The sequence below is a fragment of the Anaerostipes faecalis genome (assembly GCF_018982945.1).
In the GTDB taxonomy this organism is placed as follows: Bacteria; Bacillota; Clostridia; order Lachnospirales; family Lachnospiraceae; genus Anaerostipes; species Anaerostipes faecalis.
Genome location: NZ_JABRXE010000001.1, coordinates 388952 through 413300 on the forward strand (window position 1 = coordinate 388952; position 24349 = coordinate 413300).

Annotated in this window: 24 protein-coding genes, 12 tRNA genes and 1 other annotated feature; of the genes, 32 read left to right on the forward strand and 4 right to left on the reverse strand. The window is 36.3% G+C overall.

Annotated features, from left to right (window positions below; all coding sequences use genetic code 11):
- The first annotated feature begins 2 nt into the window (after positions 1 to 2).
- The 11 genes from KTB61_RS01825 (at position 3) to KTB61_RS01875 (ending at position 3894) form a co-directional block, all read left to right on the forward strand.
- A tRNA-Arg gene (locus tag KTB61_RS01825) sits at positions 3 to 76 on the forward strand.
- 36 nt (positions 77 to 112) lie between these two features.
- Positions 113 to 186: transfer RNA gene (locus tag KTB61_RS01830), tRNA-His, on the forward strand.
- Positions 187 to 213: 27 nt separating this feature from the next.
- Positions 214 to 286: transfer RNA gene (locus tag KTB61_RS01835), tRNA-Lys, on the forward strand.
- Between the two features lie 21 nt (positions 287 to 307).
- Positions 308 to 389, forward strand: a tRNA-Leu gene (locus KTB61_RS01840).
- Positions 390 to 483: 94 nt separating this feature from the next.
- Positions 484 to 558, forward strand: a tRNA-Pro gene (locus KTB61_RS01845).
- A gap of 4 nt (positions 559 to 562) precedes the next feature.
- Positions 563 to 633: transfer RNA gene (locus KTB61_RS01850), tRNA-Gly, on the forward strand.
- Positions 634 to 639: 6 nt separating this feature from the next.
- Positions 640 to 713: transfer RNA gene (locus KTB61_RS01855), tRNA-Arg, on the forward strand.
- A gap of 37 nt (positions 714 to 750) precedes the next feature.
- Positions 751 to 824: transfer RNA gene (locus KTB61_RS01860), tRNA-His, on the forward strand.
- Between the two features lie 20 nt (positions 825 to 844).
- Positions 845 to 916 (forward strand) — tRNA-Gln (locus tag KTB61_RS01865).
- Positions 917 to 922: 6 nt separating this feature from the next.
- Positions 923 to 995, forward strand: a tRNA-Lys gene (locus KTB61_RS01870).
- 286 nt (positions 996 to 1281) lie between these two features.
- Entirely contained in the window at positions 1282 to 3894 is a 2613-nt protein-coding gene (locus tag KTB61_RS01875) for a cation-translocating P-type ATPase (RefSeq protein ID WP_216696677.1), read from the forward strand.
- A gap of 99 nt (positions 3895 to 3993) precedes the next feature.
- Here KTB61_RS01875 and KTB61_RS01880 read toward each other — a convergent pair whose 3' ends face one another.
- Complete coding sequence (locus KTB61_RS01880) at positions 3994 to 4248, reverse strand: HPr family phosphocarrier protein (protein WP_075760510.1); 255 nt, start codon at positions 4246 to 4248, stop codon at positions 3994 to 3996.
- A gap of 119 nt (positions 4249 to 4367) precedes the next feature.
- Here KTB61_RS01880 and KTB61_RS01885 point away from each other — a divergent pair, with 119 nt between their 5' ends.
- The 19 genes from KTB61_RS01885 to KTB61_RS01975 all read left to right on the forward strand — a co-directional run bounded on the left by KTB61_RS01885 (position 4368) and on the right by KTB61_RS01975 (position 20592).
- The gene (locus KTB61_RS01885) at positions 4368 to 4919 is read left to right on the forward strand and encodes a sugar O-acetyltransferase (RefSeq protein WP_075758963.1); all 552 of its coding nucleotides are present in this window, start codon (positions 4368 to 4370) and stop codon (positions 4917 to 4919) included.
- Positions 4920 to 5059: 140 nt separating this feature from the next.
- Positions 5060 to 6013, forward strand: coding sequence for a biotin synthase BioB (gene bioB / locus KTB61_RS01890; protein WP_216696678.1), 954 nt, complete (start codon positions 5060 to 5062; stop codon positions 6011 to 6013).
- Between the two features lie 28 nt (positions 6014 to 6041).
- Entirely contained in the window at positions 6042 to 6596 is a 555-nt protein-coding gene (locus KTB61_RS01895) for a biotin transporter BioY (RefSeq protein WP_216696679.1), read from the forward strand.
- A 54-nt stretch (positions 6597 to 6650) separates the two neighbouring features.
- Positions 6651 to 6883: a binding site (T-box leader), on the forward strand.
- Between the two features lie 180 nt (positions 6884 to 7063).
- Positions 7064 to 7750, forward strand: a complete 687-nt coding sequence (gene epsC / locus KTB61_RS01900) for a serine O-acetyltransferase EpsC (RefSeq protein WP_075760509.1) — start codon at positions 7064 to 7066, stop codon at positions 7748 to 7750.
- A gap of 3 nt (positions 7751 to 7753) precedes the next feature.
- A complete protein-coding gene (cysS, locus tag KTB61_RS01905) occupies positions 7754 to 9157 on the forward strand; it encodes a cysteine--tRNA ligase (RefSeq protein ID WP_075758960.1) in 1404 nt (467 codons plus the stop codon).
- The gene (locus tag KTB61_RS01910) at positions 9142 to 9579 is read left to right on the forward strand and encodes a Mini-ribonuclease 3 (protein ID WP_075758959.1); all 438 of its coding nucleotides are present in this window, start codon (positions 9142 to 9144) and stop codon (positions 9577 to 9579) included. Before cysS ends, KTB61_RS01910 begins: the two co-directional genes overlap by 16 nt.
- Positions 9569 to 10309, forward strand: coding sequence for a 23S rRNA (guanosine(2251)-2'-O)-methyltransferase RlmB (gene rlmB / locus KTB61_RS01915; protein WP_216696680.1), 741 nt, complete (start codon positions 9569 to 9571; stop codon positions 10307 to 10309). Before KTB61_RS01910 ends, rlmB begins: the two co-directional genes overlap by 11 nt.
- Positions 10310 to 10312: 3 nt before the next feature.
- On the forward strand, positions 10313 to 10906 hold the full coding sequence (locus tag KTB61_RS01920; RefSeq protein ID WP_216696681.1) for a sigma-70 family RNA polymerase sigma factor: 594 nt from the start codon (positions 10313 to 10315) through the stop codon (positions 10904 to 10906).
- A 16-nt stretch (positions 10907 to 10922) separates the two neighbouring features.
- A complete protein-coding gene (locus KTB61_RS01925) occupies positions 10923 to 11648 on the forward strand; it encodes a metallophosphoesterase family protein (protein ID WP_230973567.1) in 726 nt (241 codons plus the stop codon).
- A 60-nt stretch (positions 11649 to 11708) separates the two neighbouring features.
- Positions 11709 to 11781 (forward strand) — tRNA-Thr (locus KTB61_RS01930).
- 189 nt (positions 11782 to 11970) lie between these two features.
- A complete protein-coding gene (locus KTB61_RS01935) occupies positions 11971 to 13146 on the forward strand; it encodes a glucosaminidase domain-containing protein (RefSeq protein ID WP_075758956.1) in 1176 nt (391 codons plus the stop codon).
- A 33-nt stretch (positions 13147 to 13179) separates the two neighbouring features.
- Positions 13180 to 14475 carry a hypothetical protein gene (locus KTB61_RS01940; RefSeq protein ID WP_216696682.1) on the forward strand — a complete coding sequence of 432 codons (1296 nt, stop codon included), beginning with the start codon at positions 13180 to 13182 and terminating at the stop codon, positions 14473 to 14475.
- 108 nt (positions 14476 to 14583) lie between these two features.
- Positions 14584 to 15591: an ABC transporter substrate-binding protein gene (locus KTB61_RS01945; protein WP_075758954.1), complete on the forward strand. Its 1008-nt coding sequence runs from the start codon at positions 14584 to 14586 to the stop codon at positions 15589 to 15591.
- A 151-nt stretch (positions 15592 to 15742) separates the two neighbouring features.
- On the forward strand, positions 15743 to 16636 hold the full coding sequence (locus KTB61_RS01950) for an ABC transporter permease (protein WP_216696683.1): 894 nt from the start codon (positions 15743 to 15745) through the stop codon (positions 16634 to 16636).
- A 17-nt stretch (positions 16637 to 16653) separates the two neighbouring features.
- Positions 16654 to 17448 carry an ABC transporter ATP-binding protein gene (locus tag KTB61_RS01955; protein WP_075760507.1) on the forward strand — a complete coding sequence of 265 codons (795 nt, stop codon included), beginning with the start codon at positions 16654 to 16656 and terminating at the stop codon, positions 17446 to 17448.
- A gap of 22 nt (positions 17449 to 17470) precedes the next feature.
- A complete protein-coding gene (locus KTB61_RS01960; RefSeq protein WP_075758952.1) occupies positions 17471 to 18751 on the forward strand; it encodes an O-acetylhomoserine aminocarboxypropyltransferase/cysteine synthase family protein in 1281 nt (426 codons plus the stop codon).
- A gap of 80 nt (positions 18752 to 18831) precedes the next feature.
- Positions 18832 to 18903, forward strand: a tRNA-Glu gene (locus tag KTB61_RS01965).
- Between the two features lie 93 nt (positions 18904 to 18996).
- Complete coding sequence (locus tag KTB61_RS01970; RefSeq protein ID WP_216696684.1) at positions 18997 to 19779, forward strand: Cof-type HAD-IIB family hydrolase; 783 nt, start codon at positions 18997 to 18999, stop codon at positions 19777 to 19779.
- Positions 19780 to 19836: 57 nt separating this feature from the next.
- Positions 19837 to 20592, forward strand: coding sequence for a phosphatase (locus tag KTB61_RS01975; protein WP_216696762.1), 756 nt, complete (start codon positions 19837 to 19839; stop codon positions 20590 to 20592).
- Here the strand turns inward: KTB61_RS01975 and KTB61_RS01980 are convergent.
- Genes KTB61_RS01980 through KTB61_RS01990 form a run of 3 tightly spaced genes read right to left on the reverse strand, consistent with a single transcriptional unit; the run spans position 20589 to position 22571 of the window.
- Positions 20589 to 21278, reverse strand: coding sequence for an LrgB family protein (locus KTB61_RS01980; RefSeq protein ID WP_230973568.1), 690 nt, complete (start codon positions 21276 to 21278; stop codon positions 20589 to 20591). The genes KTB61_RS01975 and KTB61_RS01980 overlap by 4 nt on opposite strands.
- 1 nt (position 21279) lies before the next feature.
- Entirely contained in the window at positions 21280 to 21639 is a 360-nt protein-coding gene (locus KTB61_RS01985; RefSeq protein WP_075758949.1) for a CidA/LrgA family protein, read from the reverse strand.
- Positions 21636 to 22571: a ribonuclease H-like domain-containing protein gene (locus tag KTB61_RS01990; protein ID WP_075758948.1), complete on the reverse strand. Its 936-nt coding sequence runs from the start codon at positions 22569 to 22571 to the stop codon at positions 21636 to 21638. The genes KTB61_RS01985 and KTB61_RS01990 overlap by 4 nt, the downstream gene beginning before the upstream one ends.
- A gap of 157 nt (positions 22572 to 22728) precedes the next feature.
- On the opposite strand from KTB61_RS01990, the gene ruvA reads away from it, so the two are divergent.
- Together ruvA and ruvB are read left to right on the forward strand one after the other, a co-directional pair.
- On the forward strand, positions 22729 to 23334 hold the full coding sequence (gene ruvA / locus KTB61_RS01995; RefSeq protein ID WP_216696685.1) for a Holliday junction branch migration protein RuvA: 606 nt from the start codon (positions 22729 to 22731) through the stop codon (positions 23332 to 23334).
- Between the two features lie 9 nt (positions 23335 to 23343).
- The gene (ruvB, locus tag KTB61_RS02000) at positions 23344 to 24348 is read left to right on the forward strand and encodes a Holliday junction branch migration DNA helicase RuvB (protein ID WP_075758946.1); all 1005 of its coding nucleotides are present in this window, start codon (positions 23344 to 23346) and stop codon (positions 24346 to 24348) included.
- Position 24349 lies beyond the last annotated feature (1 nt).

Genomic DNA, 24349 nt, shown 5'->3' on the forward strand with positions numbered 1-24349 from the left:
TTGAGTCTGTAGCTCAGCTGGATAGAGCAACGGCCTTCTAAGCCGTGGGTCGGGGGTTCGAATCCCTTCAGGCTCGTTTTTCTTTTTAAGAAAGAAATGAACAGATATTATGGTGGGTATAGCGCAGCTGGTTAGCGCGCCAGATTGTGGCTCTGGAGGCCGTGGGTTCGAATCCCATTACCCACCTTATATTTATGCTTATAGCAGTATTAAGGGTGTGTAGCTCAGGTGGTAGAGCACTTGACTTTTAATCAAGTTGTCCGGGGTTCGAATCCCCGCACGCTCACTTTTGGATTTATCCAAATGTGCGGATATGGCGGAATTGGCAGACGCGCTAGATTTAGGTTCTAGTGTCTTAGGACGTGCAGGTTCAACTCCTGTTATCCGCATTAAAAAAATAAAAAAAGTGTTGACAAATGATTCGAACTAGCGTATAATTAATTTTGTTGTGAGTGAAGAATAGTTAACACTTAAATATACCAACGGGGTGTGGCTCAGCTTGGCTAGAGCGCTTGATTTGGGATCAAGAGGTCGCAGGTTCGAATCCTGTCACCCCGATTATGCGGGTGTAGTTCAATGGTAGAACTCCAGCCTTCCAAGCTGATCACGTGGGTTCGATTCCCATCACCCGCTTTTTTTGAGTCTGTAGCTCAGCTGGATAGAGCAACGGCCTTCTAAGCCGTGGGTCGGGGGTTCGAATCCCTTCAGGCTCGTTTTTCTTTTTTTAGAAAGAAATGAAGAAGTATTACGGTGGGTATAGCGCAGCTGGTTAGCGCGCCAGATTGTGGCTCTGGAGGCCGTGGGTTCGAATCCCATTACCCACCTTTTTTTTATAAAATAATAATGGGCTATCGCCAAGCGGTAAGGCACAGCACTTTGACTGCTGCATTCGCTGGTTCGAATCCAGCTAGCCCAGTTTTAAGGGTGTGTAGCTCAGGTGGTAGAGCACTTGACTTTTAATCAAGTTGTCCGGGGTTCGAATCCCCGCACGCTCACTTGTATGTCAATTATTTTGAAAAAATGATTGACATATGAAAAATATTTGATTATTATATTTTCAAATAAAAGGGAGTAGCTGGCGCAGCAGGCGTTTGCGGTGTCGTCAAACTCGGCAGAATTTTTGCCCGTATCGTAATGAAACAGCGAGACTTTTATTGCATTTATTTAGATGCAATAAAGGTCTTTTTTTATTACATAGGAAATTCTTTTGAATTTCCTATGTAATAAATACCGATAACCGTTCAATAAAAAATAACAATATAGAAAGAAGGAGAAGTGTTTATGAAAGAGTTCTATCAACAGACGAAAACAGAAGTCCGAAAACAGCTCAATGGTTCTCTAAAACCGTTGACAGATGAACAAGTTAAAGCACATCAGGAGCAATATGGGAAAAATGAACTGGTGGAAGGAAAAAAGAAAAGCACATTTCAGATCTTTCTGGAACAATACAAAGATTTTCTTGTAGTTATCCTGATAGTTGCTGCGGTGATTTCCGGCTTTTTAGGTGATATTGAAAGTGCATTGGTTATTTTGATTGTTATTACAGTGAATGCGATTTTAGGGACCGTTCAAACTCTTAAGGCAGAACAGTCTCTTGCAGGGTTAAAAAAATTATCATCTCCAAGTGCAAAAGTTTTGCGTAACGGTCAGATTGTAAAAATTCCATCCAGAGATGTTACAGTTGGAGATGAAATCGTCCTTGAGGCAGGAGATCAGATACCGGCTGATGGACGTATTCTTACTAGTGCAAGTCTGAAAGTAGATGAAAGCGCATTGACTGGAGAAAGTGTTGCTGTTGATAAAGAAGATTTGGTTTTAGATGAAACAGTAGCATTAGGAGATCAGAAGAATATGCTGTTTTCTGGAAGCTTTGTAACATATGGGAGAGGTTCTTTCCTGGTGACAGCAACCGGAATGGAAACAGAAGTCGGGAAGATTGCGGCTTTATTAAAAAATACATCAGAAAAAAGAACTCCGTTGCAGGTGAATCTGGATCAGTTCGGACAAAAATTATCAATTTTTATCATGGCTTTCTGTGCTCTTTTATTTGGAATCAATGTATGGCAGGGGAAACCAATGGGTGATGCATTTATGTTTGCAGTAGCTTTGGCTGTTGCCGCAATTCCTGAGGCATTAAGTTCTATAGTTACTATTGTTTTGTCATTTGGAACAAGAAAAATGGCAAAAGAAGGAGCAATTATAAGAAAGCTGCAGGCGGTTGAAGGTCTTGGAAGTGTATCTGTTATATGTTCTGATAAAACAGGAACGTTAACACAGAATAAAATGACTGTGGAACACTATTATGTAGAGAAAAAGTGTTATTCTGCGGATGTTCTGACAAAAGAAAATCCATTAATACAACAGTTGCTGAATGCAAGTATTTTATGTTCTGATGCAACAGTTATAGATGAAAAGGAAATCGGAGATCCTACAGAGACAGCTTTGATCAGTCTTGGAAATAGACTTGGAACAAATGCAGAGAAAATCAGGGGGAAATACCCGAGAATTTCAGAAGTTCCTTTTGATAGTGATCGAAAATTAATGTCAACTCTTCATAATCTGAATCAGGGACGAATTATGATTACGAAAGGTGCAGTGGATGTACTTTTAGATCGTCTTACGCAGATACAGATTAAAGGAAATGTCTGTCCGATTACAGAAGAAGATAAAAAAGAAATTCAGAGACAAAATCAGGAATTTTCAAAAAAAGGATTAAGGGTATTGGCTTTTGCTTATAAGAAAATGGATAGCATAGAAGAAATTACTGATGAAGATGAAACTGATTATATATTCCTAGGTCTCATCTCCATGATGGATCCTCCAAGAAAAGAATCCAAAATGGCAGTGGCTGAATGTATCAGGGCAGGAATGAAACCTGTCATGATTACAGGTGATCATAAGGTAACTGCCGCAGCCATTGCTAAACGAATTGGTATTCTGAAAGATGAAAAAGAAGCCTGTGAGGGAATGGAAATCGATGCTTTATCAGATGAAGAGTTGCAGGATTTTGTAGAAGGAATCTCTGTATACGCAAGAGTATCTCCGGAACATAAGATCCGTATTGTCCGTGCGTGGCAGGAAAAAGGGAATATTGTTGCAATGACGGGGGATGGAGTTAATGATGCTCCAGCATTGAAGCAGGCTGATATCGGTGTGGCAATGGGGATTACCGGAACTGAGGTATCAAAAGATGCATCTTCTATGATTTTGACAGATGATAATTTTGCCACCATCATTAAGGCTGTGGAAAATGGAAGGAATGTATATGAAAATATAAAACATTCAATCCAGTTTCTGCTATCTGGAAATTTTGGAGGGATTCTTGTGGTGTTGTATGCATCTGTTCTGGCTTTGCCGGTTCCATTTTCAGCAGTACATCTGCTGTTTATCAATTTGCTGACGGATAGTCTTCCTGCAATTGCTCTTGGACTGGAACCTCATACCGATAAGGTAATGGAACAAAAACCGCGACCGATGAATGAATCTATTCTTACAAAAGATTTTCTATTAAGAATCGGTATGGAAGGCTTTGTAATATCTGTTATGACAATGATTGCATATATGATTGGATTAAGAATAGGGAATCCATTGCTTGCACGGACAATGGCGTTTGCCACATTGTGTATGTCACGCCTTGTACATGGTTATAACAGCAAATCAGATTCACCGGTTATTTTTACAAAAAGATTTTTAAATAATAAATATCTTGCAGGAGCATTTTTAGTCGGGACAATATTGATTACAACAGTTGTTATGGTGCCAGGATTGCATGCTATGTTTAAAGTACAGACATTGGGAATCTGGCAATTATTGATGGTATATGGTCTTGCATTTTTAAATCTTCCGATTATCCAGTGTTTAAAGGCCATCATATGCAGACTGAAAAAAGCATGAGAAAGATAGAACAATTAAAAGCATAGGAATAATAAATCCCCCATAAACCAGATCAGATATCTAATTTATGGGGGAAATTATTTAAGTATTACTTTGATTTTAATTATCGTTTGTTTTTTCATGATATAAAAAAGGTTTTATAGCTTCATCTAGTTTATCAATCTCTTTTTCACCATATATAGTTAACTTTAATGGGCCGTTTAATTCCAAACTGAAAATTCCCATAATAGATTTGGCATTAACAATATATCTTCCTGAGGCTAGGGTAATTTCAGAATCAAATCGAGCAATCATATCGGCAAAATCTTTAACGCTGTTAATCGAATCTAATAAAATTGTATAGTTCTTTTTCATGGGTAATCCTTCCTTTTCTTCATATTTTGTATTCATCCTACAATTTTCTTAAAAGAAAGTCAAATTCCTTTTGCCAATGAATCATTTATGGTAAAATATTATAATCGGAGGGACACAAAATGACAGAAAAGCAAAAGATGTTATTGGGAATTATGTATCATGCAGACGATGAGGCATTGATTGCGGAGAGAACTGCTGCAAAAAAACTAACTTACCAGTACAATCAGCTTCAGATTGATAACAAGGAACAACGAAAAAAAATCATAAAGCAATTAATTGGAAAAACAGGAAAGAATTTTCATTTAGAATCTCCGTTGTACTTTGATTATGGATACAGAACCCAAATTGGAGAAAATTTTTTCTCTAATTTTAATCTGACAATTCTGGATGGAGGAGGGGTTACCATTGGAAGCAATGTATACATTGCTCCTAACGTGAATATTTATACAGCACAACATCCAACAGATATAAAACGAAGGAATATGGGCTTGGAATGGGCCTTGCCTGTTACCATAGGAGATAATGTATGGATTGGTGGAAATGTGACTATTCTTCCGGGAGTAACTATAGGAGATAATGTCACTATAGGTGCAGGAAGTGTTGTAACAAAAGATATTCCGTCAGGGGTTGTTGCAGCAGGAAATCCATGTAAAGAGATACGGAAAATATAACAGAATATTCTATTTTTTTTGGATAAATAAAGCAGTGAAAAACTGCTTTATATTTTAAATAATTGTTAACCGATATTTAAAATAAGGTTGACAATATAACGAATCCTGTGTATACTTCAGAAAGCAGGGAGGAAATTACTATGAATAAACAAATAGTGGAAGAAATAACAGCAGGAAAAAGACTTGGACGTAAAGATGATTTATCTTTTTTGCTGGAGGGAGATTTAGAATGGTTATGTCAATGCGCAGATGAAGTAAGAAAATATTTTAAAGGTAATCAGGCTAATTTGTGTACGATCATTAATGGGAAAAGTGGAAGATGTGGAGAGGATTGTAAATTTTGTGCACAGTCTCATTGCCATGATACGGGAGTTGAAAGTTATGGATTTCTTCAACCTGAAGTTATTAGAGAAGACTGTAAAAAGCAGGAAGAGAAGGGTGTTCATCGATATTCAATAGTTACAGCCGGACGAAGCCTTACAGGAAATGAGTTTGAAAAAGCTTTGGAAGCTTACCGTATGATTGCAGAAACCTGCGGAATTCATTTGTGTGCATCTCATGGCTTATTAACCCAAGAACAGTTTTATGAACTTTACAATAGTGGCGTAAAACATTATCATTGTAACCTGGAAACATCAAAAAGATTTTTTCCTTATATCTGTACAACACATACATGGGAAGAAAAGGTGGAGAATATAAAAAGAGCAAAAAAGGCAGGATTAAAAATTTGTTCTGGTGGAATCTTCGGAATGGGAGAAACCTGGCAGGATCGAATTGATATGGCGATTTCCCTGCAGGAGCTTGGTGTTGATTCTATACCTTTAAATATGCTGATTCCGATTAAGGGTACTATGTTAGAAAATAGAGAATCTTTATGTGAAGATGAAATATTAAGAATTATCGCTATTTTTCGTCTGATTAATCCGGAAGCTGATATACGGCTTGCAGCAGGAAGGCTGCTGATGGAACATTCCGGTAAAAGGGCATTTTTATCAGGAGCCAATGCAGCTCTAACTGGTGATATGCTCACAACCAGCGGAAATAATACAAAACAGGATATTGATATGCTGCTAGAGGCAGGATATACTATATAATCTGGCAAAAAATGAAAGGAAAAATATTATGGAAAAACATCAATTACAAACAAAGGATATTACAATCATTGGCTTAATGGCAGCATTGACATGCATCTTAGGACCCTTGTCAATAACGCTTCCATTTACACCGGTTCCTATTTCTTTTACGAACCTGGCTATTTATTTTATCGCAATGGTCATTGGATGGAAAAGAGGTACCATCAGTTATCTTGTATATCTGCTTCTAGGTGCAGTTGGACTTCCTGTTTTTTCAGCTTTCAGTGGTGGACTGGCAAAATTGGCAGGACCAACAGGTGGATATTTGATAGGTTTTATATTTATGGCAATTATTAGTGGATGGTTTGTTGAAAAATTTAATGGAAATCCAGTGGCATCAGTTATAGGAATGATTATTGGAACAGCTGTTACATATGCATTTGGCACTTTGTGGTTATGTTATCAGATGCATCTCACATTTATTCAGGGGCTTTATGCAGGAGTGATTCCTTATCTTCCAGGAGATTTTATTAAGATGATCATTGCTGTAATTTTGGGAAGTGCAGTTAAAAAAACTGTTGGCAAAATGGAAATGGCATCATAGAAAACCCAAAATGTCGGTTGACATTTCATTGGAAAAAGCATAAACTAATCATAGTCAAATGCTGAGAGCAGAATTAGTACCATTATTGGAACTGTCAGAGAGAAACTGTCACCGGCTGAAAGCAGTTTTGAGGAAAGATTTTGGGAATGCATCTGGGAGCAGACGAAACGAACAGTTAAAGTAGTTTCGTACGTTGCCGGCGTTAACGGATTTTTGAGAGGAAGCTTTTCACTGGTAGTGATAGAGCTTCTATAAAGAGTGGAACCGCGGATTACTTCGTCTCTTTTATGAGACGGAGTTTTTTTATTACATAGGAAATTCCCTTGAATTTCCTATGTAATAAAAAAAGCTCTGCGAAAACAGACTTGTCCGTGTTGTTCTTTTACCAGGAAAGACCTTGTTACGCTAAAGAGTAAAAGTCTTTCCATGAATATTATTAAGCAGAATTTGGGAGGTAATGTAATATGATGGGTTTTCGAAAGTTTGCGAAAAGCCAGTACGATACGATTAAAATGAGGGATCCGGCATTAAAGGAAGAAAAGGAAGTATTTCTGTATCCTTATGTAAAAGCACTTTATTGGTACCGCATTGCACATAAATTATATGAAAAAGGACATTTTTATACTGCACGAAAGATTTCACAGAAAATGGCACGAAAAACTGGGATTGAGATACATCCGGGTGCACAGATTGGAGAAGGATTTTTCATCGATCATGGTCATGGAGTTGTAATAGGAGAAACTACCATTATCGGGAATAATGTTACATTGTATCAGGGAGTTACTCTTGGAGGTACAGGTCATGAGACAGGAAAACGTCATCCGACGATTGAAGATAATGTAATGGTTAGTTCCGGAGCAAAGGTTTTAGGTTCTATTACAATTGGAGAAAACTCAAAGATTGGTGCGGGAAGTGTTGTTGTATCTGATGTACCGCCTAATTCAACGGTTGTCGGTGTACCTGGTAAGGTTATTAAGAGAGATGGCGAAAGAGTCAATCGTATACAAAGTTTTGATCTGGATCAGATGGATCTTCCAAATCCAATTGATCTGGATCTGGAAAAACTTGCGAAGGAAAATGCTGAATTACGTCAGGCATTGCAGACTTTTATTGCACATTGCGAAAAGTTTGAACATATAAGAAAGGAAAAATAACAGATGAAAATTTATAATACCCTAACAAGACAAAAAGAAGAATTTGTTCCAGTAAAACCAGGAAAGGTTGGTATGTATGTATGTGGGCCAACAGTATATAATTTTATCCATATTGGAAATGCCAGACCGATGATTATTTTTGATACTGTTCGACGTTATTTTGAGTACAAAGGATATGATGTGAATTATGTATCAAATTTTACAGATGTAGACGATAAGATCATTAAAAAAGCAAATGAAGAAGGCGTTAGTGCAATGGAGATTGCAGAACGTTATATTAAAGAATGCAAACAGGATATGGAAGGTCTGAATATTAAACCCGCAACACATCAGCCAAGAGCAACAGAAGAAATTGATGGCATGATTGCGATGATTCAGAAACTGATTGAAAAAGGTCATGCCTATGAGGTTGATGGAACTGTTTATTTTAAAACACGATCTTTTAAAGATTATGGAAAACTTTCAAAAAAGAATATTGATGATCTGGAAGCAGGGCATCGTGAGATTAAAGTAACTGGAGAGGAAGGAAAAAAAGATCCTCTTGATTTTGTGTTATGGAAGCCTAAAAAAGAAGGAGAAATTGCATGGAACTCTCCATGGGGAGAAGGTCGTCCGGGATGGCATATAGAATGCTCAGAAATGTCCAAAAAATATATTGGAGATACCATTGATATTCATGCAGGAGGAGAAGATTTGATTTTCCCTCATCACGAAAATGAAATTGCACAAAGTGAGGCATGTAATGGAGAATGTTTTTCAAAATATTGGATGCATAATGGATTTTTAAATATTGATAATAAAAAAATGTCCAAATCTGCAGGAAATTTCTTTACTGTAAGAGAAATCAGTGAGAAATATCCTTTACAGGTTATTCGATTTTTTATGTTAAGCGCACATTACCGTACTCCATTAAATTTCAGTGATACTCTGGTTGAAAGTGCGAAAACAGGTTTGGAAAGAATATTAAACGCAGTAGATATCTGTCGTGATGCGGCAGCGAAAAAAGACACTGATGATATTTCACCAGAAGCTTTGGAGCATCTGGATATTATAAAAGAACTTGTAAAGAAATTTGAAGATGCCATGGAAGATGATTTTAATACAGCAGATGCAGTGGCAGCAATTTTTGAAATTGTAAGAGAGTCCAATTCAACTGTGAAAAAATATGGATCAGCATATGCAGCTTCTGTTCTTAATACGTTTGAAACCTTATGCGGAGTATTGGGAATTGAAACAAAAAAAGAAGAGGAAATACTGGATGAGGAAATTGAAAAGCTGATCGAAGAACGTCAGCAGGCACGTAAAGAAAAGAATTTTGCACGTGCAGATGAAATACGTGATCAGCTCCTTGAACAGGGAATCGTATTAAAAGATACAAGAGAAGGTGTAAAATGGAGCAGAGCTTAGTTAAGAAGATACAAGGAAAACTGGACCTTTCAAATCTGGATCCTAAAAGTTATTCTCCACTTGGATTGGCATATATCGGTGATGCGATTTATGAAATTATTATTCGTACTATTGTGCTTGCAGATGGAAATATGAGTGTAAATAAGTATCATAAAAAATCCAGTAGTATGGCAAAAGCTTCAGCGCAGGCAGCATTATATAAAAAAATTGAAAAAAATCTTACAGAAGAAGAAGTGGCAGTTTACAAGCGAGGAAGAAATGCAAAGTCAGGTACTATTGCAAAGAATGCATCAATGATGGATTATCGTAAAGCCACAGGATTTGAAGCATTAATGGGGTACTTGTATTTAAATGGACAGATGGATCGTTTGATAGAACTGGTAGGAAAAGGTTTTGATTTGGGAGAGAAACATGAATCATAAAGAATATTTAATTGCAGGGCGTAATGCAGTGATTGAAGCATTACGAGCAAAAAAACCAATTGATAAGATATTTATTTTGGATGGTTGTCAGGATGGACCTATTCGAACTATTGTAAGAGAAGCAAAAAAAACAGATGCTATATTAAAGTTTGTGGATAAGGATCGTTTAAATCAATTGACAAATGAACATCATCAGGGCGTTGTTGCCATGGTAGCGGCATATGAGTATGCATCAATTGACGACTTGTTTGAAAAAGCAGAGGAAAAGGGAGAATCTCCTTTTTTCATTCTTCTTGATGGAATTGAAGATCCTCATAATCTTGGCGCAATTATCCGTACAGCTAATCTGGCAGGTGCCCACGGAGTTATTATTCCAAAACATCGTGCTGTTGGATTGACGCCAACAGTTGCAAAAACATCTGCTGGTGCAATCAATTATACACCAGTTGTAAAAGTAACAAATATCGCCAGGACAATGGAAGAGTTGAAAGAGCGTGGCATGTGGTTTGTGTGTGCCGATATGGATGGAGATACTATGTATGATCAAAATCTGACTGGATCTATAGGCTTGGTTATTGGAAATGAGGGATCAGGGGTGAGTCGTCTTGTTAAAGAAAAATGTGATTTTATCACATCAATCCCGATGAAAGGAGACATTGACTCCTTAAATGCATCAGTAGCAGCAGGAGTTCTTGCTTTTGAAATTGTCAGACAGCGGATGGGAAAATAAAAAATGAAAAAATATGATCAGTGTTTGGATCAGGAACTTTTAATTAAAATCAGAAGTGGTGATGATGAAGCCATGGAATACCTGATGGAAAAGTACCGGGGCCTGGTAAGAACTGAGGCAAGAAAGTTTTTTCTGACCGGTGGGGACGAAGAAGATTTGATTCAGGAAGGAATGATCGGATTGTTTAAGGCTGTCCGAAGTTATCAGGAAGAGAGAGATGCAGCATTTTCAACATTTGCAACGATTTGTGTACGCAGACAGATTTATTCTACTGTGACTGCATCAAATCGAAAAAAACATGGCCCGTTGAACAATTATATTTCTATTTTTGGCAGTTTTACAGAAGAAAATGGAAAGCTCAATGAAGTTTTGGAGGATTCGTTGGAAAATCCGGAAGAACTTTTGTTGAGAAAAGAGAAAATCCGGAATTATTATGATATAATAAATGAAAAGTTAAGTGATTATGAAAAACAGGTCATGGAGCATTATCTTAATGGTGATGATTATACCCAAATTGCCAAAAAACTGGGGCGGACGGATAAATCCATTGATAATGCCATTCAGAGGATTCGAAGAAAGTTAAGTCAGGATTCTTAGGATGGAAAGGTAAGGGATGAGTATGGAAAATATTTATGTGATATCAGATCTTCATGGACAAGGGGCAGCATTTTTTCAGATGCTTGACAAAATAAATTTTTCCAGTCAGGATAAGATGTATATTATTGGAGACGTGATTGATCGTGGACCTGATGGTATCAAACTTCTTCAATTTATAAAAAATCAGGATAATATGGAACTGATGCTGGGAAACCATGAAGATATGATGTTAAAATCCTTTGCCAGGGAAACAAGTAAATTATGGATTGATACATGGATGTTTAATGGAGGAGGAACGACTCTTCGGGAATTTAAGAAGATGTCATTGGGAGAACAGGCGGAATGTCTTGCATATATTAAAAGTCTTCCTTTGTTTAAAATCCTGAATATAGGAGGAGTAGAGTATTTTCTTGTTCATGCAGGATTGGAGATGAAAAATGAATCATTGGAAGAGACCTGTATGAATCTGGATATAGATGATGCACTGTGGATTCGTGAGCCTTTCTTCAATTCAGATATTATACCTCCATTTTATATTATTTTTGGACACACACCTACGGGAGCATTGATCAGATATTGTCATACGTTGCCAGAGATTCAGCAGGAAAACGGTAAACAGTTTCATCTGGTATTCTGGAATAATAGAATAGGTATTGACTGTGGAGCTGCTTATGGAAAGAATCTTGGATGTCTGCGTTTAAATGATATGGAACAATTTTATGTAAAAATATATAAAGAGTAAAAAACTTTTGGAAACCCGTTGACATAAAGAAAAAAATATGATAAATTAGTCAACGGTTATGCTGCTGTGGCACAGGAGGTAGCGCACCTCATTGGTAGTGAGGAGGTCACGGGTTCAACTCCCGTCAGCAGCTTGAATGTATAGATGGCTGAAACATCGAATTTATGCGGTGTTTTGGTCATTTTTTATTACATAGGAAATTTCCTTGAATATTCTATGTAATAAAAAAGCTTGCGCAATTATTTGATTTTAAAAGGAAATAAATATATACTGTATTTGGGTTAAAGGAATAAGGATAGGGAATGAGGAAAAGGAGTAAAATATGATAAGAGTAAAGCTTAGAAAAATTCTCGTCTTTGTACTAGGATTGATTTTCCTTGTAAACCAGCCTGTTATGGCAGCAGAAAGCAGTGGGCAGATAGGAAGTACAACTACAGAGCAGGAACAAAGTATTCAGGTTCCAGATATGGATCCTTATGTAGAATCAATTGATGGAATAGAACATAAAAATAAAAAGAAAAAAGAAGAAACACAGAGAAATATTCAGGCACCAGAGAATACTGTTACGAAATCTTCGGTAATGACAGGTAAAATCAAGATAAAACTGTTAAACGATATTCGACAACTGGAAGCAGAAAAAAATAATCTTATACATGCAAAAGAAGTACATGATGCAATAAGCCGGCTATATCAAAAACTGGAATCAATTTCCAGAAAGGAAGCTTTTCCGCTGGAAATTCTTTTAACGGGTGTGGAAAAGAAAAATACAACATCTATTGATTATAATGTGAATAGAGAATTGTTTAAAGTTGCCATACTGAAAGATGATTACTTAAACTCCGTATTAAAGAAGTATACATTTGGGTTTCAGAGCGGACTTTCCGGTATTAACGCTATGAAAGAGGATCAGGTTATTCATTTGAAACCGTATCTGGATCGACAGTTTTTTGAAACAGGTCGAGGATTGAAGCAAAGAGAACAGACAATTCAGCAACTGAATCAAAAGATTGAAAAGAAAAAAAGGGATATTCGAAATCTGAAAGAGGGAGAAGACAGAGTATTTTGTCCGACCAATCTCCTGGAACCAAGCAATTTGTCTGTTGAAGAAATAGAATGGATGTTAAAGGGAACAGCTTTGGAACAGCTGGCTCCGGCATTTTATAAATGTGAAGATGTGTATGGTGTAAATGCAGTAGCGATTATGGGGATTGCTATTCATGAAAGTGCATGGGGTACCAGCAGGAGAGCGAGAGAAGATAATAACCTGACAGGATATGGAGTAACGTCAGATAGTGCAAAGGGAATAAATGCGCAAACTAAGGAACAGAATCTATTGATGACAGCTAAATTATTAAAAGAGAAATACCTGATTCCTGGAAGTGTCTATTACCATGAAAATCCAAGTCTTGTGGGAGTAAATTACCATTATTGTGTTGGCGATGAATGGGCAGCAGCAGTGACAAATTATGGATATAAACTAATGGATAAATTAGAGTAAAATCAAGGAAATAAATGGAAAATGAAAAAAATAATGAAAAAAGCAGTAATTATTTATCTGTGTATTATGATGATTGTTATATTTCCGCAGGAAGCCGTTGGAGCGACACCAGATTATTTTGAAAATCCCAATAATATTTACAAAAAATTTGAGAAGCAGATATATAACCAACAGTATCAGGTGAAATATGCTTTTTTAAAAGAAAGTGCTCCTGTGTATAGTGACTTATATGGTTCAGAAAAAATAGGGAGAGCTCCTAAATATTCCGGAGTTATGGTGGTTAGTGGAACAGATGCCTATGTCCAGGTAATCTTTGAGAAGAAAAAGGGCTATGGAATCGGGTGGATGAAACGTAAAAAATATAAGGAAATCTCAAGTTTATATAATGGTGCTGAAAAGCAGCTGTTGGCAGATGGAGCCTATATTTTTTATAATGTCAATTCAGATAATGATCTGGAGACTGTCTTGAAATTTCAGGGAAATCAACAGTATGTTATAAATTTTTCTGATGATAAGAATGATTTTTCTTTAAAACAATGGAAGTTAGTAAGAGAATATGATCATTTTTATATACAGGACGTAAAAACAGGAAAATATTTGTCAGAAAACCAGGAGAACCAAATTAAACTGGTAGGCTTGAAGCAAAATATAAGCAATAGGTTCGGAAAGACAGATGATCAAGGACCGGTAACATGTCAATGGAAAGTAAAAAGAAATGGGAAGAATGTAAAACCATACCGCAATTTTTTACAATATGATCCTGCTTGGGCAAGAAAAGATTATGGTAATGTGAGTGATTACAGTGGGAAAATGGCTGCAGCAAGTTGTGGAGTTGTTGCCATTACCAATGCAGTTTATGCCCTTAATGGACAATTTATTGATCCAATGCTTTTAGCAGATTATGCAGTGGAAAAAGAATATCGGATTATAGGATCAGGAACAGATGATGGAATATTCCAGGCAGCTGCCAGACAGTATGGTGATGCTTACGGATTCTATTATGTGGGAACAACGCATAGTACATTACGTATGAAAGATTATCTGAAAAGGGGTTGTGTAGCTGTTTCCCATGTACCGGGACATTATGTTACCATAGCAGATTTTAACCCCAAAAATAAGAAATATCTGGTTCTGGATTCTCATCCGATCCAGAAACGTCCAACGAATCCTTTTGGAAACTGGTTTTTAAAACATCGCCTGGAATCAGGTGGACTTGCATCATCAGGATACTATATTTATAGTCCGGTTAAAAATATGGACGATTATAAGAAAATTACAAATATAAATTTTTTTAAAAATATCTCCCTTTTTATACTTCCTATATGGTAAAAGGTACACCATGCCTTTTCCTTGACACTCCTCCTATTATGGTGATATAATTTAGCACATAAAAGCGTTGAAGTATCAACGTAGCACAGGGTATAGGAGGAAAAAAGTATGACCTTAAAAAAAGTGATAGCAGCGGGTATGACAGCAGTAATGGCAATGTCAGTATTGACAGGATGTTCAAAGAAAGATGACAGCAAAGATCAGAAGAAGATTGGAGTTGTTCAGTTAGTTGAACATGATGCTTTAGATGCTGCATACAAAGGGTTTAAGGAAGGATTGGAAGAAGCAGGATATAAAGATGGAGATAAGATCAAAATCGAATATAAGAATGCACAGAATGAGCAGTCAAATTGTCAGACAATTGCAGAACAGTTTGCAAATGACAAATGTGATCTTGTACTTGCAATTGCTACACCAGCAGCACAGGCAATGGCAAATGAAACAAAAGATATTCCTATTCTTGTAACAGCTGTTACAGATCCTAAGGATGCAAAACTGGTTAAATCCAACGAGAAACCAGGAACCAATGTTTCAGGAACATCTGATTTAACACCTGTAAAAGAACAGATGGGATTATTAAAAGAATTAGTGCCAGGTGCAAAAAAAGTTGCCATGTTATACTGTTCAGCTGAAGCAAATTCAAAATTCCAGGTAGAAATCGCAAAGAAAGAAGCCAAAAAACTTGATCTTCAATCTGTAGATGCAACAGTATCTGAATCCAGTGAAATTCGTCAGGTAGTAGAGTCTCTGAAAGGTAAAGTAGATGCAATCTACTCTCCAACAGATAACATGATCGCAGCTGGTATTAATACCGTATCTATGGTAGCAAATGAAGCTAAGATTCCTTTCATTGTCGGAGAAGAAGGAATGTGTGTAGGAGGCGGACTGGCAACTTATGGAGTAAATTACTACGAATTAGGTAAGCAGACTGCAGCTCAGGCTGTAAAAATCTTAGAAGGTAAGGCAGAACCAAAAGATATGCCGATTGAATATCAGGAAAATGCTGATCTTATCATCAATAAAGATACTGTAAAAAAATTAGGAATCAAAATTCCGGAAAAATTACAGAAAAAAGCAAAGATGGTTACAACACAGAAAAACACGGATAAAGAGTAATTTGATTCTGCTCTAAATGAATTACAAGGTGCCTTCTTAGAAAAAAGAAGGCACTTTTGTGTGTTGTCTGACATTATTTGGATACAACGAAATGGAGTATGAATATCGGTTTTACTGCTTATTAATATACGATTAATTGAGGTAAAAGAATATGAACTTAATTACAAATCTTTACAGTGCTCTTGCCCAGGGGACACTGTGGGGAATTATGGCTCTGGGTGTGTATATTACTTTTAGAATTATGGATATTGCAGATTTGTCCTGTGAAGGAAGCTTTGCATTGGGAGGATGTATTACAGCAATTTGTATTATAAAGGGAATCAATCCATTTTTAACATTACTGATTGCTATGGCAGGAGGAATGGTTGCAGGTCTGGCAACAGGAATATTACATACCAGACTTATGATTCCGGCAATTCTGGCAGGTATCTTAACAATGATTGCTTTATGGTCTGTTAATATTCGTGTTATGGGAGGACCAAATGTATCTCTTCTTGGTGAAGATACTGTTTTTACAATTGTTATGGATACTTTTGGTATTGATCAGACGTTGGCAACACTGATTGTGGGTATTGGAATTGGTATCATTGTGATTGCCATGTTATACTGGTTTTTCGGTACAGAAATAGGTTCAGCACTTCGAGCTACAGGAAATAATGAATATATGGTTCGTGCTTTAGGCGGAAATACAGATACTACAAAAGCTATTGCACTTATTATTTCCAATGGAATGATTGCTGTTTCTGGAGCATTAGTTGCACAAAATCAGGGATATGGCGATATCAAAATGGGAACAGGTGCAATCGTTATTGGTCTGGCTTCCATTGTAATCGGAGAAGTTATTTTTGGAAAACGTTTTAATTTCGCATATATTTTAGGGTCTATTATCGGAGGTTCCATTGTATATCGAATGATTATTTCTCTGGTACTTCATTTAGGATTAAGTACAGATGATATGAAACTGTTTACGGCGATTATCGTTGCACTTTCACTTGGAATTCCTGCAATAAAAGCGAAATATTCACAGCGAAGAATACCAGCATAGAAGAAAGGATTATGTATATGTTAGAAATAAGAAATGTCCATAAGACCTTTAATAAAGGAACAATAAATGAAAAAAAGGCACTAAATGGTGTAGAACTGCATCTGGATCCAGGAGACTTTGTAACGATCATTGGTGGAAACGGTGCAGGAAAATCAACAATGTTAAATATGATTTCAGGAGTATATCCTATTGATCAGGGAACCATTATCTTAGATGGAAAAGATATTTCTGATCTTCCTGAATATAAAAGAGCATATATGCTGGGAAGAGTATTTCAGGATCCTATGATGGGAACAGCAGCGGGAATGGAAATTCAGGAAAATATGGCTATGGCATATCGTCGTGGTAAAAAAAGAGGTTTAAGCTGGGGAATTACCAAGAAAGAAAAGAAAATATTTAAAGAGAAACTGATGATGCTTGATCTGGGGCTGGAAGATCGTATGACATCTAAAGTTGGTTTGTTATCAGGAGGACAGAGACAGGCATTGACACTCCTTATGGCAACATTACGGAAACCTAGCCTGTTGCTTTTGGACGAGCATACAGCAGCATTAGATCCTAAAACTGCAAAAAAAGTTTTGGATATCACCCAGAAGATTGTTGAAAAAGATAATTTGACAACTTTGATGGTAACCCATAACATGAAAGATGCCATTCATATTGGAAATCGTTTGATCATGATGAGTGATGGTAAAGTTATTTATGATGTTAAAGGTGAAGAAAAGAAAAATCTAAAAGTAGCTGATCTTTTGAAGAAATTTGAAGAAGTCAGTGGCGAGGCCTTTGCAAATGATAGAATGTTATTATCATAAAGAATAAGAAAAGAGGAAAAATATGAGTGATTTTAGAATGGAGACAAAATGTATCCAGTCCGGATGGACACCAAAAAAAGGAGAACCAAGAGTTCTTCCAATTTATCAGAGTACAACATTTAAATATGATACCAGCGATCAGATGGGACGTTTGTTTGACTTGGAAGACTCTGGATATTTTTATACAAGACTTCAGAATCCTACAAATGATGCAGTAGCATCTAAGATTTGTGATCTTGAAGGTGGAGTAGCAGCTATGCTGACATCTTCTGGACAGGCAGCAAATTTTTATGCCATTATGAATATTTGTGAAGCCGGGGATCATATCGTATGTTCTTCTGCAATTTATGGTGGTACATATAATTTATTTGCCCATACAATTCGCAAGATGGGAGTAGAGGCAACTTTTGTGGAGCCGAATGTAAGTGAGGATGAATTAAATGCAGCTTTTAAAGAAAATACAAAGGCAGTATTTGGGGAAACTATTTCTAATCCATCACTGGATGTACTGGATTTTGAAAAGTTTGTCAAAGCTGCACATGATCATCAGGTTCCGATGATTGTTGATAATACTTTTGCAACACCTATTAACTGCCGTCCGTTTGAATGGGGAGTAGATATTGTTACCCACTCCACAACAAAATATATGGATGGACATGCAGCATGCGTAGGTGGAGCTATTGTTGACAGTGGTAATTTTGACTGGGAAGCATATGGAGATAAGTTTGCATGTCTGACAGAACCGGATGAAACATATCATGGAGTTGTATATACACAAAAATTTGGAAAAGGTGCATATATTACAAAAGCTACGGTACAATTGATGCGAGATCTTGGGTCTATTCAGTCTCCTCAAAATGCATTTTTACTCAATCTTGGTCTGGAGACATTGCATTTGCGGGTACCAAGACATTGTGAAAATGCAAAGAAGGTTGCAGAGTATTTATTAAACCATGAAAAAGTTGCATGGGTTCATACACCTGCCTTGGAAAGTGATAAAAATTATGAATTAGCTCAGAAATATATGCCAAATGGCACATGTGGCGTTATCACTTTTGGATTAAAAGGTGGAAGAGATGCATCTATTAAAATGATGGATAGCTTGAAAATGGTTGCAATTGTAACACATGTGGCGGATGCAAGAAGTTGTGTGCTTCATCCTGCAAGTCATACTCATCGTCAGATGAATGAACAGGAACTTCTGGAAGCAGGAGTTCAGCCTGATCTGATTCGATTCAGTGTTGGTATTGAAAATGCAGACGATATTATTGCTGATGTTGAGCAGGCTTTGGCAAATATATAAATAATTGTAGAAAAAGCTTGACTTTTTTTGAAAAATCTTCATAATAGATAGAGGTAGCTTAATTGTTACCTTTATCATATGGCTCCATGGTCAAGAGGTTAAGACGTGACCCTCTCAAGGTCGAGTCACGGGTTCGATTCCCGTTGGAGTCATTATAAAACCTGCGTTTTTACGTGGGTTTTTTCTTTTTTCTATTTTATTTTGAAATCTAAAGGCAGTTTATAAAAGGAGGAAAGGGCAGTTTTATGAAAAATGCAGTATTCTTTGATATTGATGGGACTTTATGGGATGAAGATATGATTGTGCCTGAAAGCACTGTTACAGCAGTGAAGAAACTCAGGGAAGATGGAAATTATGCGTTTTTATGCAGTGGGAGAAGTCGTGCAGCTATTCAATCTCAGAAATTGTTTGATATTGGATTTGATGGAATAGTTGCAGGATGTGGAACATATTTTGAATATGAAAATCGAGAGATTTTTAATAAAAAAATGAAATATGATGAATTGAAAGAAATCATCTGTATTTTTAAGGAATGCCGGATGCCGTTTATTTTTGAAGGGAGTCGTTATTTATATACAGATGTGGAAGCTTTTGGTGGAGATGCATATATTGAATACTTAAAAAAAGAATTAGGAGAAAATCTAAAACCTCTAGATACACTAAATGAAAAGAGTATAGTCAATAAGATGTGTGGTATTTGTAATCTGGAAAAGAAAGATAAATTTCAGAAAGAAATGGGAAATTATTGTGATGTTATTTTTCATACAGATACTATTATAGAAATGGTGCCTAAAGGCTTTTCAAAAGCAACGGGAATTAAAAAAGTATGTGAATTGCTTGATATTTCCCATAGTAACACATATGCATTTGGAGACAGTGCCAATGATGTTGATATGTTAAATTATGTGCAATTTGGTATTGCTATGGGAAATGCATCAAAGGAAGCGAAGGATGCGTCTGATTATGTTACATCTTCGATTAGTGAAAATGGAATTAAGAATGGATTAAAACATTTTCACCTGATTTAATATCTTGATAAAACTATTTGTTTGGAAGTATAATGTGAATGAAAGTGAGGTTTTATGATGAAATTTAAATTTGATGTACATACACATACTGTAGCAAGTGGACATGCATACGGAACCGTTAGTGAAATGGCAAAGGCAGCAGCAGATCATGAACTGGAGCTTCTTGGAATAACAGAACATGCTAAAGGTATTCCTGGTACATGTGATGATATTTATTTTATGAATATGCGCATTATACCAAGAAAAATGTTTGGTATTGAATTAATGTTTGGTTCGGAAATCAATATTCTGGATAGTAATGGAACATTAAGTATGAGTTCAGAACTAATTGATCGCTGTCTGGATATTCGAATTGCAGGAATTCATGATTTATGCTATGAAGTTGGTACAGTTGCACAAAATACCAATGCTTATGTGAAGGCAATTGAGAATCCTCAGATTGATATTATCAGTCATCCAGATGATTCAAGAATACCGATTGATTATGAAACCATCGTTGATGCAGCAAAAGAAAATCATACATTACTTGAATTAAATAATAGTTCTTTGGACTGTCTGTCTTCTAGAGTAGGAGCGTGGGATAATCTTCAGATTATGCTGAGATTATGTGAAGAAAAAAAAGTACCTGTTATTGCTAATACAGACTCACATTTTACAGATGCAGTGGGGATTTTTGATCATGTTAGTGTTTTACTGGAAGAAACAAAATTTCCGGAGGAACTGGTTGTAAATCGTTCCGTTGAAGCATTAAAGGAACAGATTCAAAAACACAGGACCATCCGGAAAATTGGAAAACAGGTTTATGATAATTAGAAAAATATTAATGCAAGAATAACAGTTATAATACCGGAAATGCCAATGGCAATGCCACTCATTGCACCTTCTACATCGCCAAGTTCTACAGCTTTGGAAGTACCGACTGCATGGCTGCAGGCTCCAATAGATACACCGGCGATGGTTGCATTATCTATTCTGAAGATTTTGATTAGATAAGGACAAAGGATAGAACCAAGGATTCCTGTTATTACAACAGCAGCAACTGTAATAGAAGGAATTCCGGATAGCTGAGAGCTAATTTCCATGGCAATAGGTGTTGTAACGGATTTTGGCAGAAGTGAGAATCTAAGAGATTCATCAATCTGAAATAATTTACATAAAAAATGAACACTGAACGTGGAAGTCAGAGCACCTGCAAGACATCCTGTCAGTACAGGAATCAGGTTTTTCTTTAATAGCGGAAACTGTCGAAAGATGGATAATCCAAGAGCAGCAGTTGCAGGAGCAAGAAACATACTAATAAACTGTCCGCCTTCATTATATGTGTTAAAAGGAATAGAACAAAGCTTAAGCAGTAAAATCATAAATCCGATAGTTAAAAGGAGAGGATTTAAAATTGCAAGCTTTGTTTTTTTATTTATAAGCGAAAATAATTCAAAAATCATTACGGATAAACCGATGGAAAACAAAGGATTTTCCATGAATTCTTTTATAAGATTCATATTATTTACCTTCTTTCTTTTGTAATTTGATAACTAGTTTCATTGTATACGCAGTTGCAAGAAATGTAAAAATTGTAGTGATAAAACAAATAAACAAAAAAATAATCATTTTTCCTTTTAATAAATCATATTTTTCCATAATGGCAATACCGGCAGGAAGAAATAAAAAAGCCATATTTTGAAGAAGAAAATCTGCTGCATCTGAAATGTGTTCTTCTTTTAATATGTGAGATAGTAAAAAGAATAATACGAGAAACATACTCATGATAGTGCCTGGAAATGTAAATGGAAGGAGTTTTGCAAGAAAATCCCCTAAAATACAGATAAAAAATAAAATGCTCAATTGAAATAAGTGTTTCATTTGTGTTCCTTTCTAAGTAAATAGTAAATGTTGTGTTTGCAGAAAATATACAGGTCTTCATTATGATTAACGAAATCTTTTCCAGGGACAAATTTGGAATAACATTTATCTGCTGTTGCGGGAATTCTGATACTCTTATCTACCATTGATCCCATGGCTTTTGGAAGAACAATATCTTCTTCAGGCAAGTAATAATAGTCTTCTGGATTTGGATAATAATGTTTAAGTAATCCATTCTGGTAATAGCAGATAAAGGTGGCAGAAGTATCTTTGATTGATAAGTTCATACAATCCTTTTCTAATACTAAAGGTTTTGACCAGGGCTGTTTTAAAGATATACTAATTTCCAGACAATCTTCTTTCTGTTTACATCTGGTAATCTGAAATTCACCTTTTTCTAAAGAGAGATAACATGTCAGTGATGAGACTGATACTAAACCGGTTAAATCCTCTCTATTATGAAGTAAAAGCAGTTCTTTTAATTCAGTATTCCCCGTTTCCAGAAATGTCTGATAAGTTTTAATGATTTTTTTTCCTGTCAGATTATCATTTCGTATAATCCCTAAATAATTTTCTAAATCTTTTTGTCTGAATCTCTTCATTGGGAAAAGATGGCGAAAAGGTGAAAGAACCTGATAGAGATCTATGTGTTTCATATGATCCAGTGGATTATCCAAATGATATTCTCTGATTTTAGATTCTAAAAAAGGAAGATCAAATGTGGTTCCATTATAAGATATTAAAGTATCATAGGAAACAATATAATCAAGAAAATCTTTAAGAATCTCCTTTTGTGAAAAACCGTCTTTATTAAACCATTGCAGGATAGTACCATCAAAATGGCAGCAGCCAATGAGAGTAATTGCTGAAACATCAGGACTAAGACCGGTTGTTTCAATATCAAAAAATAAATATTTTTTTTCGTTAAACATAAAGATTTCCTCCTGCACATGCGTTTCTAATTATAGACTTATAAATTATATTTTGCAATCCCATAACAGCAATTCATAGTCCTTCAGACTGGACTCGCTTCGCTCGATAAGGTATAATACCTAGAATGGGTGAATTATATGCGAAGGAGGAACTGTTGTGATTTCATATATTAAGGGGATACTGGCGGCTGTTTATTCAGATGGTATTATTCTTGAAAATCAGGGGATAGGATATCGTTTGATGATGCCTATGAATATGGAGCGTTTTCCTGGGATTGGTCAGGAAATGAAAGTTTATACCCATATGCATGTAAGAGAAGATGATATTAGTCTTTTTGGTTTTCGTTCTAAAGAAGAGCTGGAGGCCTTTGAATTGCTGATAGGAGTTAATGGAATTGGTCCTAAAGTGGGATTATCGGTTCTTTCTACGTTAACTGTATATGAATTAAAGATAGCGGTCATGAGTGAAGATGTTAAAACGATTTCTACTACACCAGGTCTTGGACCTAAAGGTGCGAAAAAGCTGATTTTAGAGTTAAAAGATAAGCTGGATTTTGAAGAGATGGAAGAGGATGGGTCTGGTATGGAAATATTTCAGGAACCGGCAGATGAAAATGATTCTGTTATGGTTACTATTGAAGGACTTGTTAGTCTTGGATATTCTAAAACAGAAGCTGCGATGGCTGTGAAAAAAGTTGAGGACGCAGCATCCTATGAACCGGAGGAATTGTTAAAGAAGGCATTAAAAAATATCATGATATAGGTGGGAAATATGATGGATCGAGTGATTTCCACAGAATTAGTGGAGGAAGATATTACAATTGAAAATCATCTGCGTCCGCAGAAACTGACAGATTACATTGGACAGGAAAAAGTAAAGGAGAATCTGAAGATTTTTATTGAAGCAGCCAAAAGCCGTGGTGAGTCTTTAGATCATGTATTGTTTTATGGACCGCCAGGACTTGGGAAAACCACTCTTGCTGGAATCGTTGCCAATGAAATGGGGGTTCACCTAAAGGTAACCAGTGGACCTGCAATTGAAAAGCCGGGAGAAATCGCAGCATTACTTAATAATCTTCAGGAAGGTGATGTATTGTTTATCGATGAGATTCATCGTCTGAATCGCCAGGTAGAAGAAGTACTTTATCCGGCAATGGAGGATTATGCAATAGATATTTTGGTTGGAAAAGGACAGGCAGCCAGATCTATTCGTCTGGAACTGCCTAAATTTACTCTGGTTGGGGCTACAACCAGAGCTGGTATGCTGACAGCTCCTTTAAGAGATCGATTTGGTGTAGTAAATCGTCTGAATTTTTATAATAGTGAAGAGTTAAAGACGATTGTTCAAAGATCAGCTCAGGTACTTAATATTGAAATAGACCAGCAAGGGGCATTGGAAATAGCACGAAGATCGAGGGGAACGCCGAGACTTGCCAACAGGCTGTTAAAAAGGGTTAGAGATTTTGCGCAGGTAAAATACGATGGAAAGATCACACTGGAAGTGGCAGTTGATGCATTGAATCATTTAGAGGTTGATACAATGGGGTTGGATCAGACAGACCGTACATTATTGCTGACAATGATGGATACTTTTGAAGGAAAACCTGTCGGTTTAGATACATTGGCTGCAGCAATAGGTGAGGATTCAGGTACTATAGAGGATGTTTATGAACCGTATTTGATTCAAAATGGATTAATTCAGCGGACTCCAAGAGGAAGAATGCTGACCAGATGTGCATATGAACATTTTGGAAAAACCGTACCAGAAGGGAAATAAA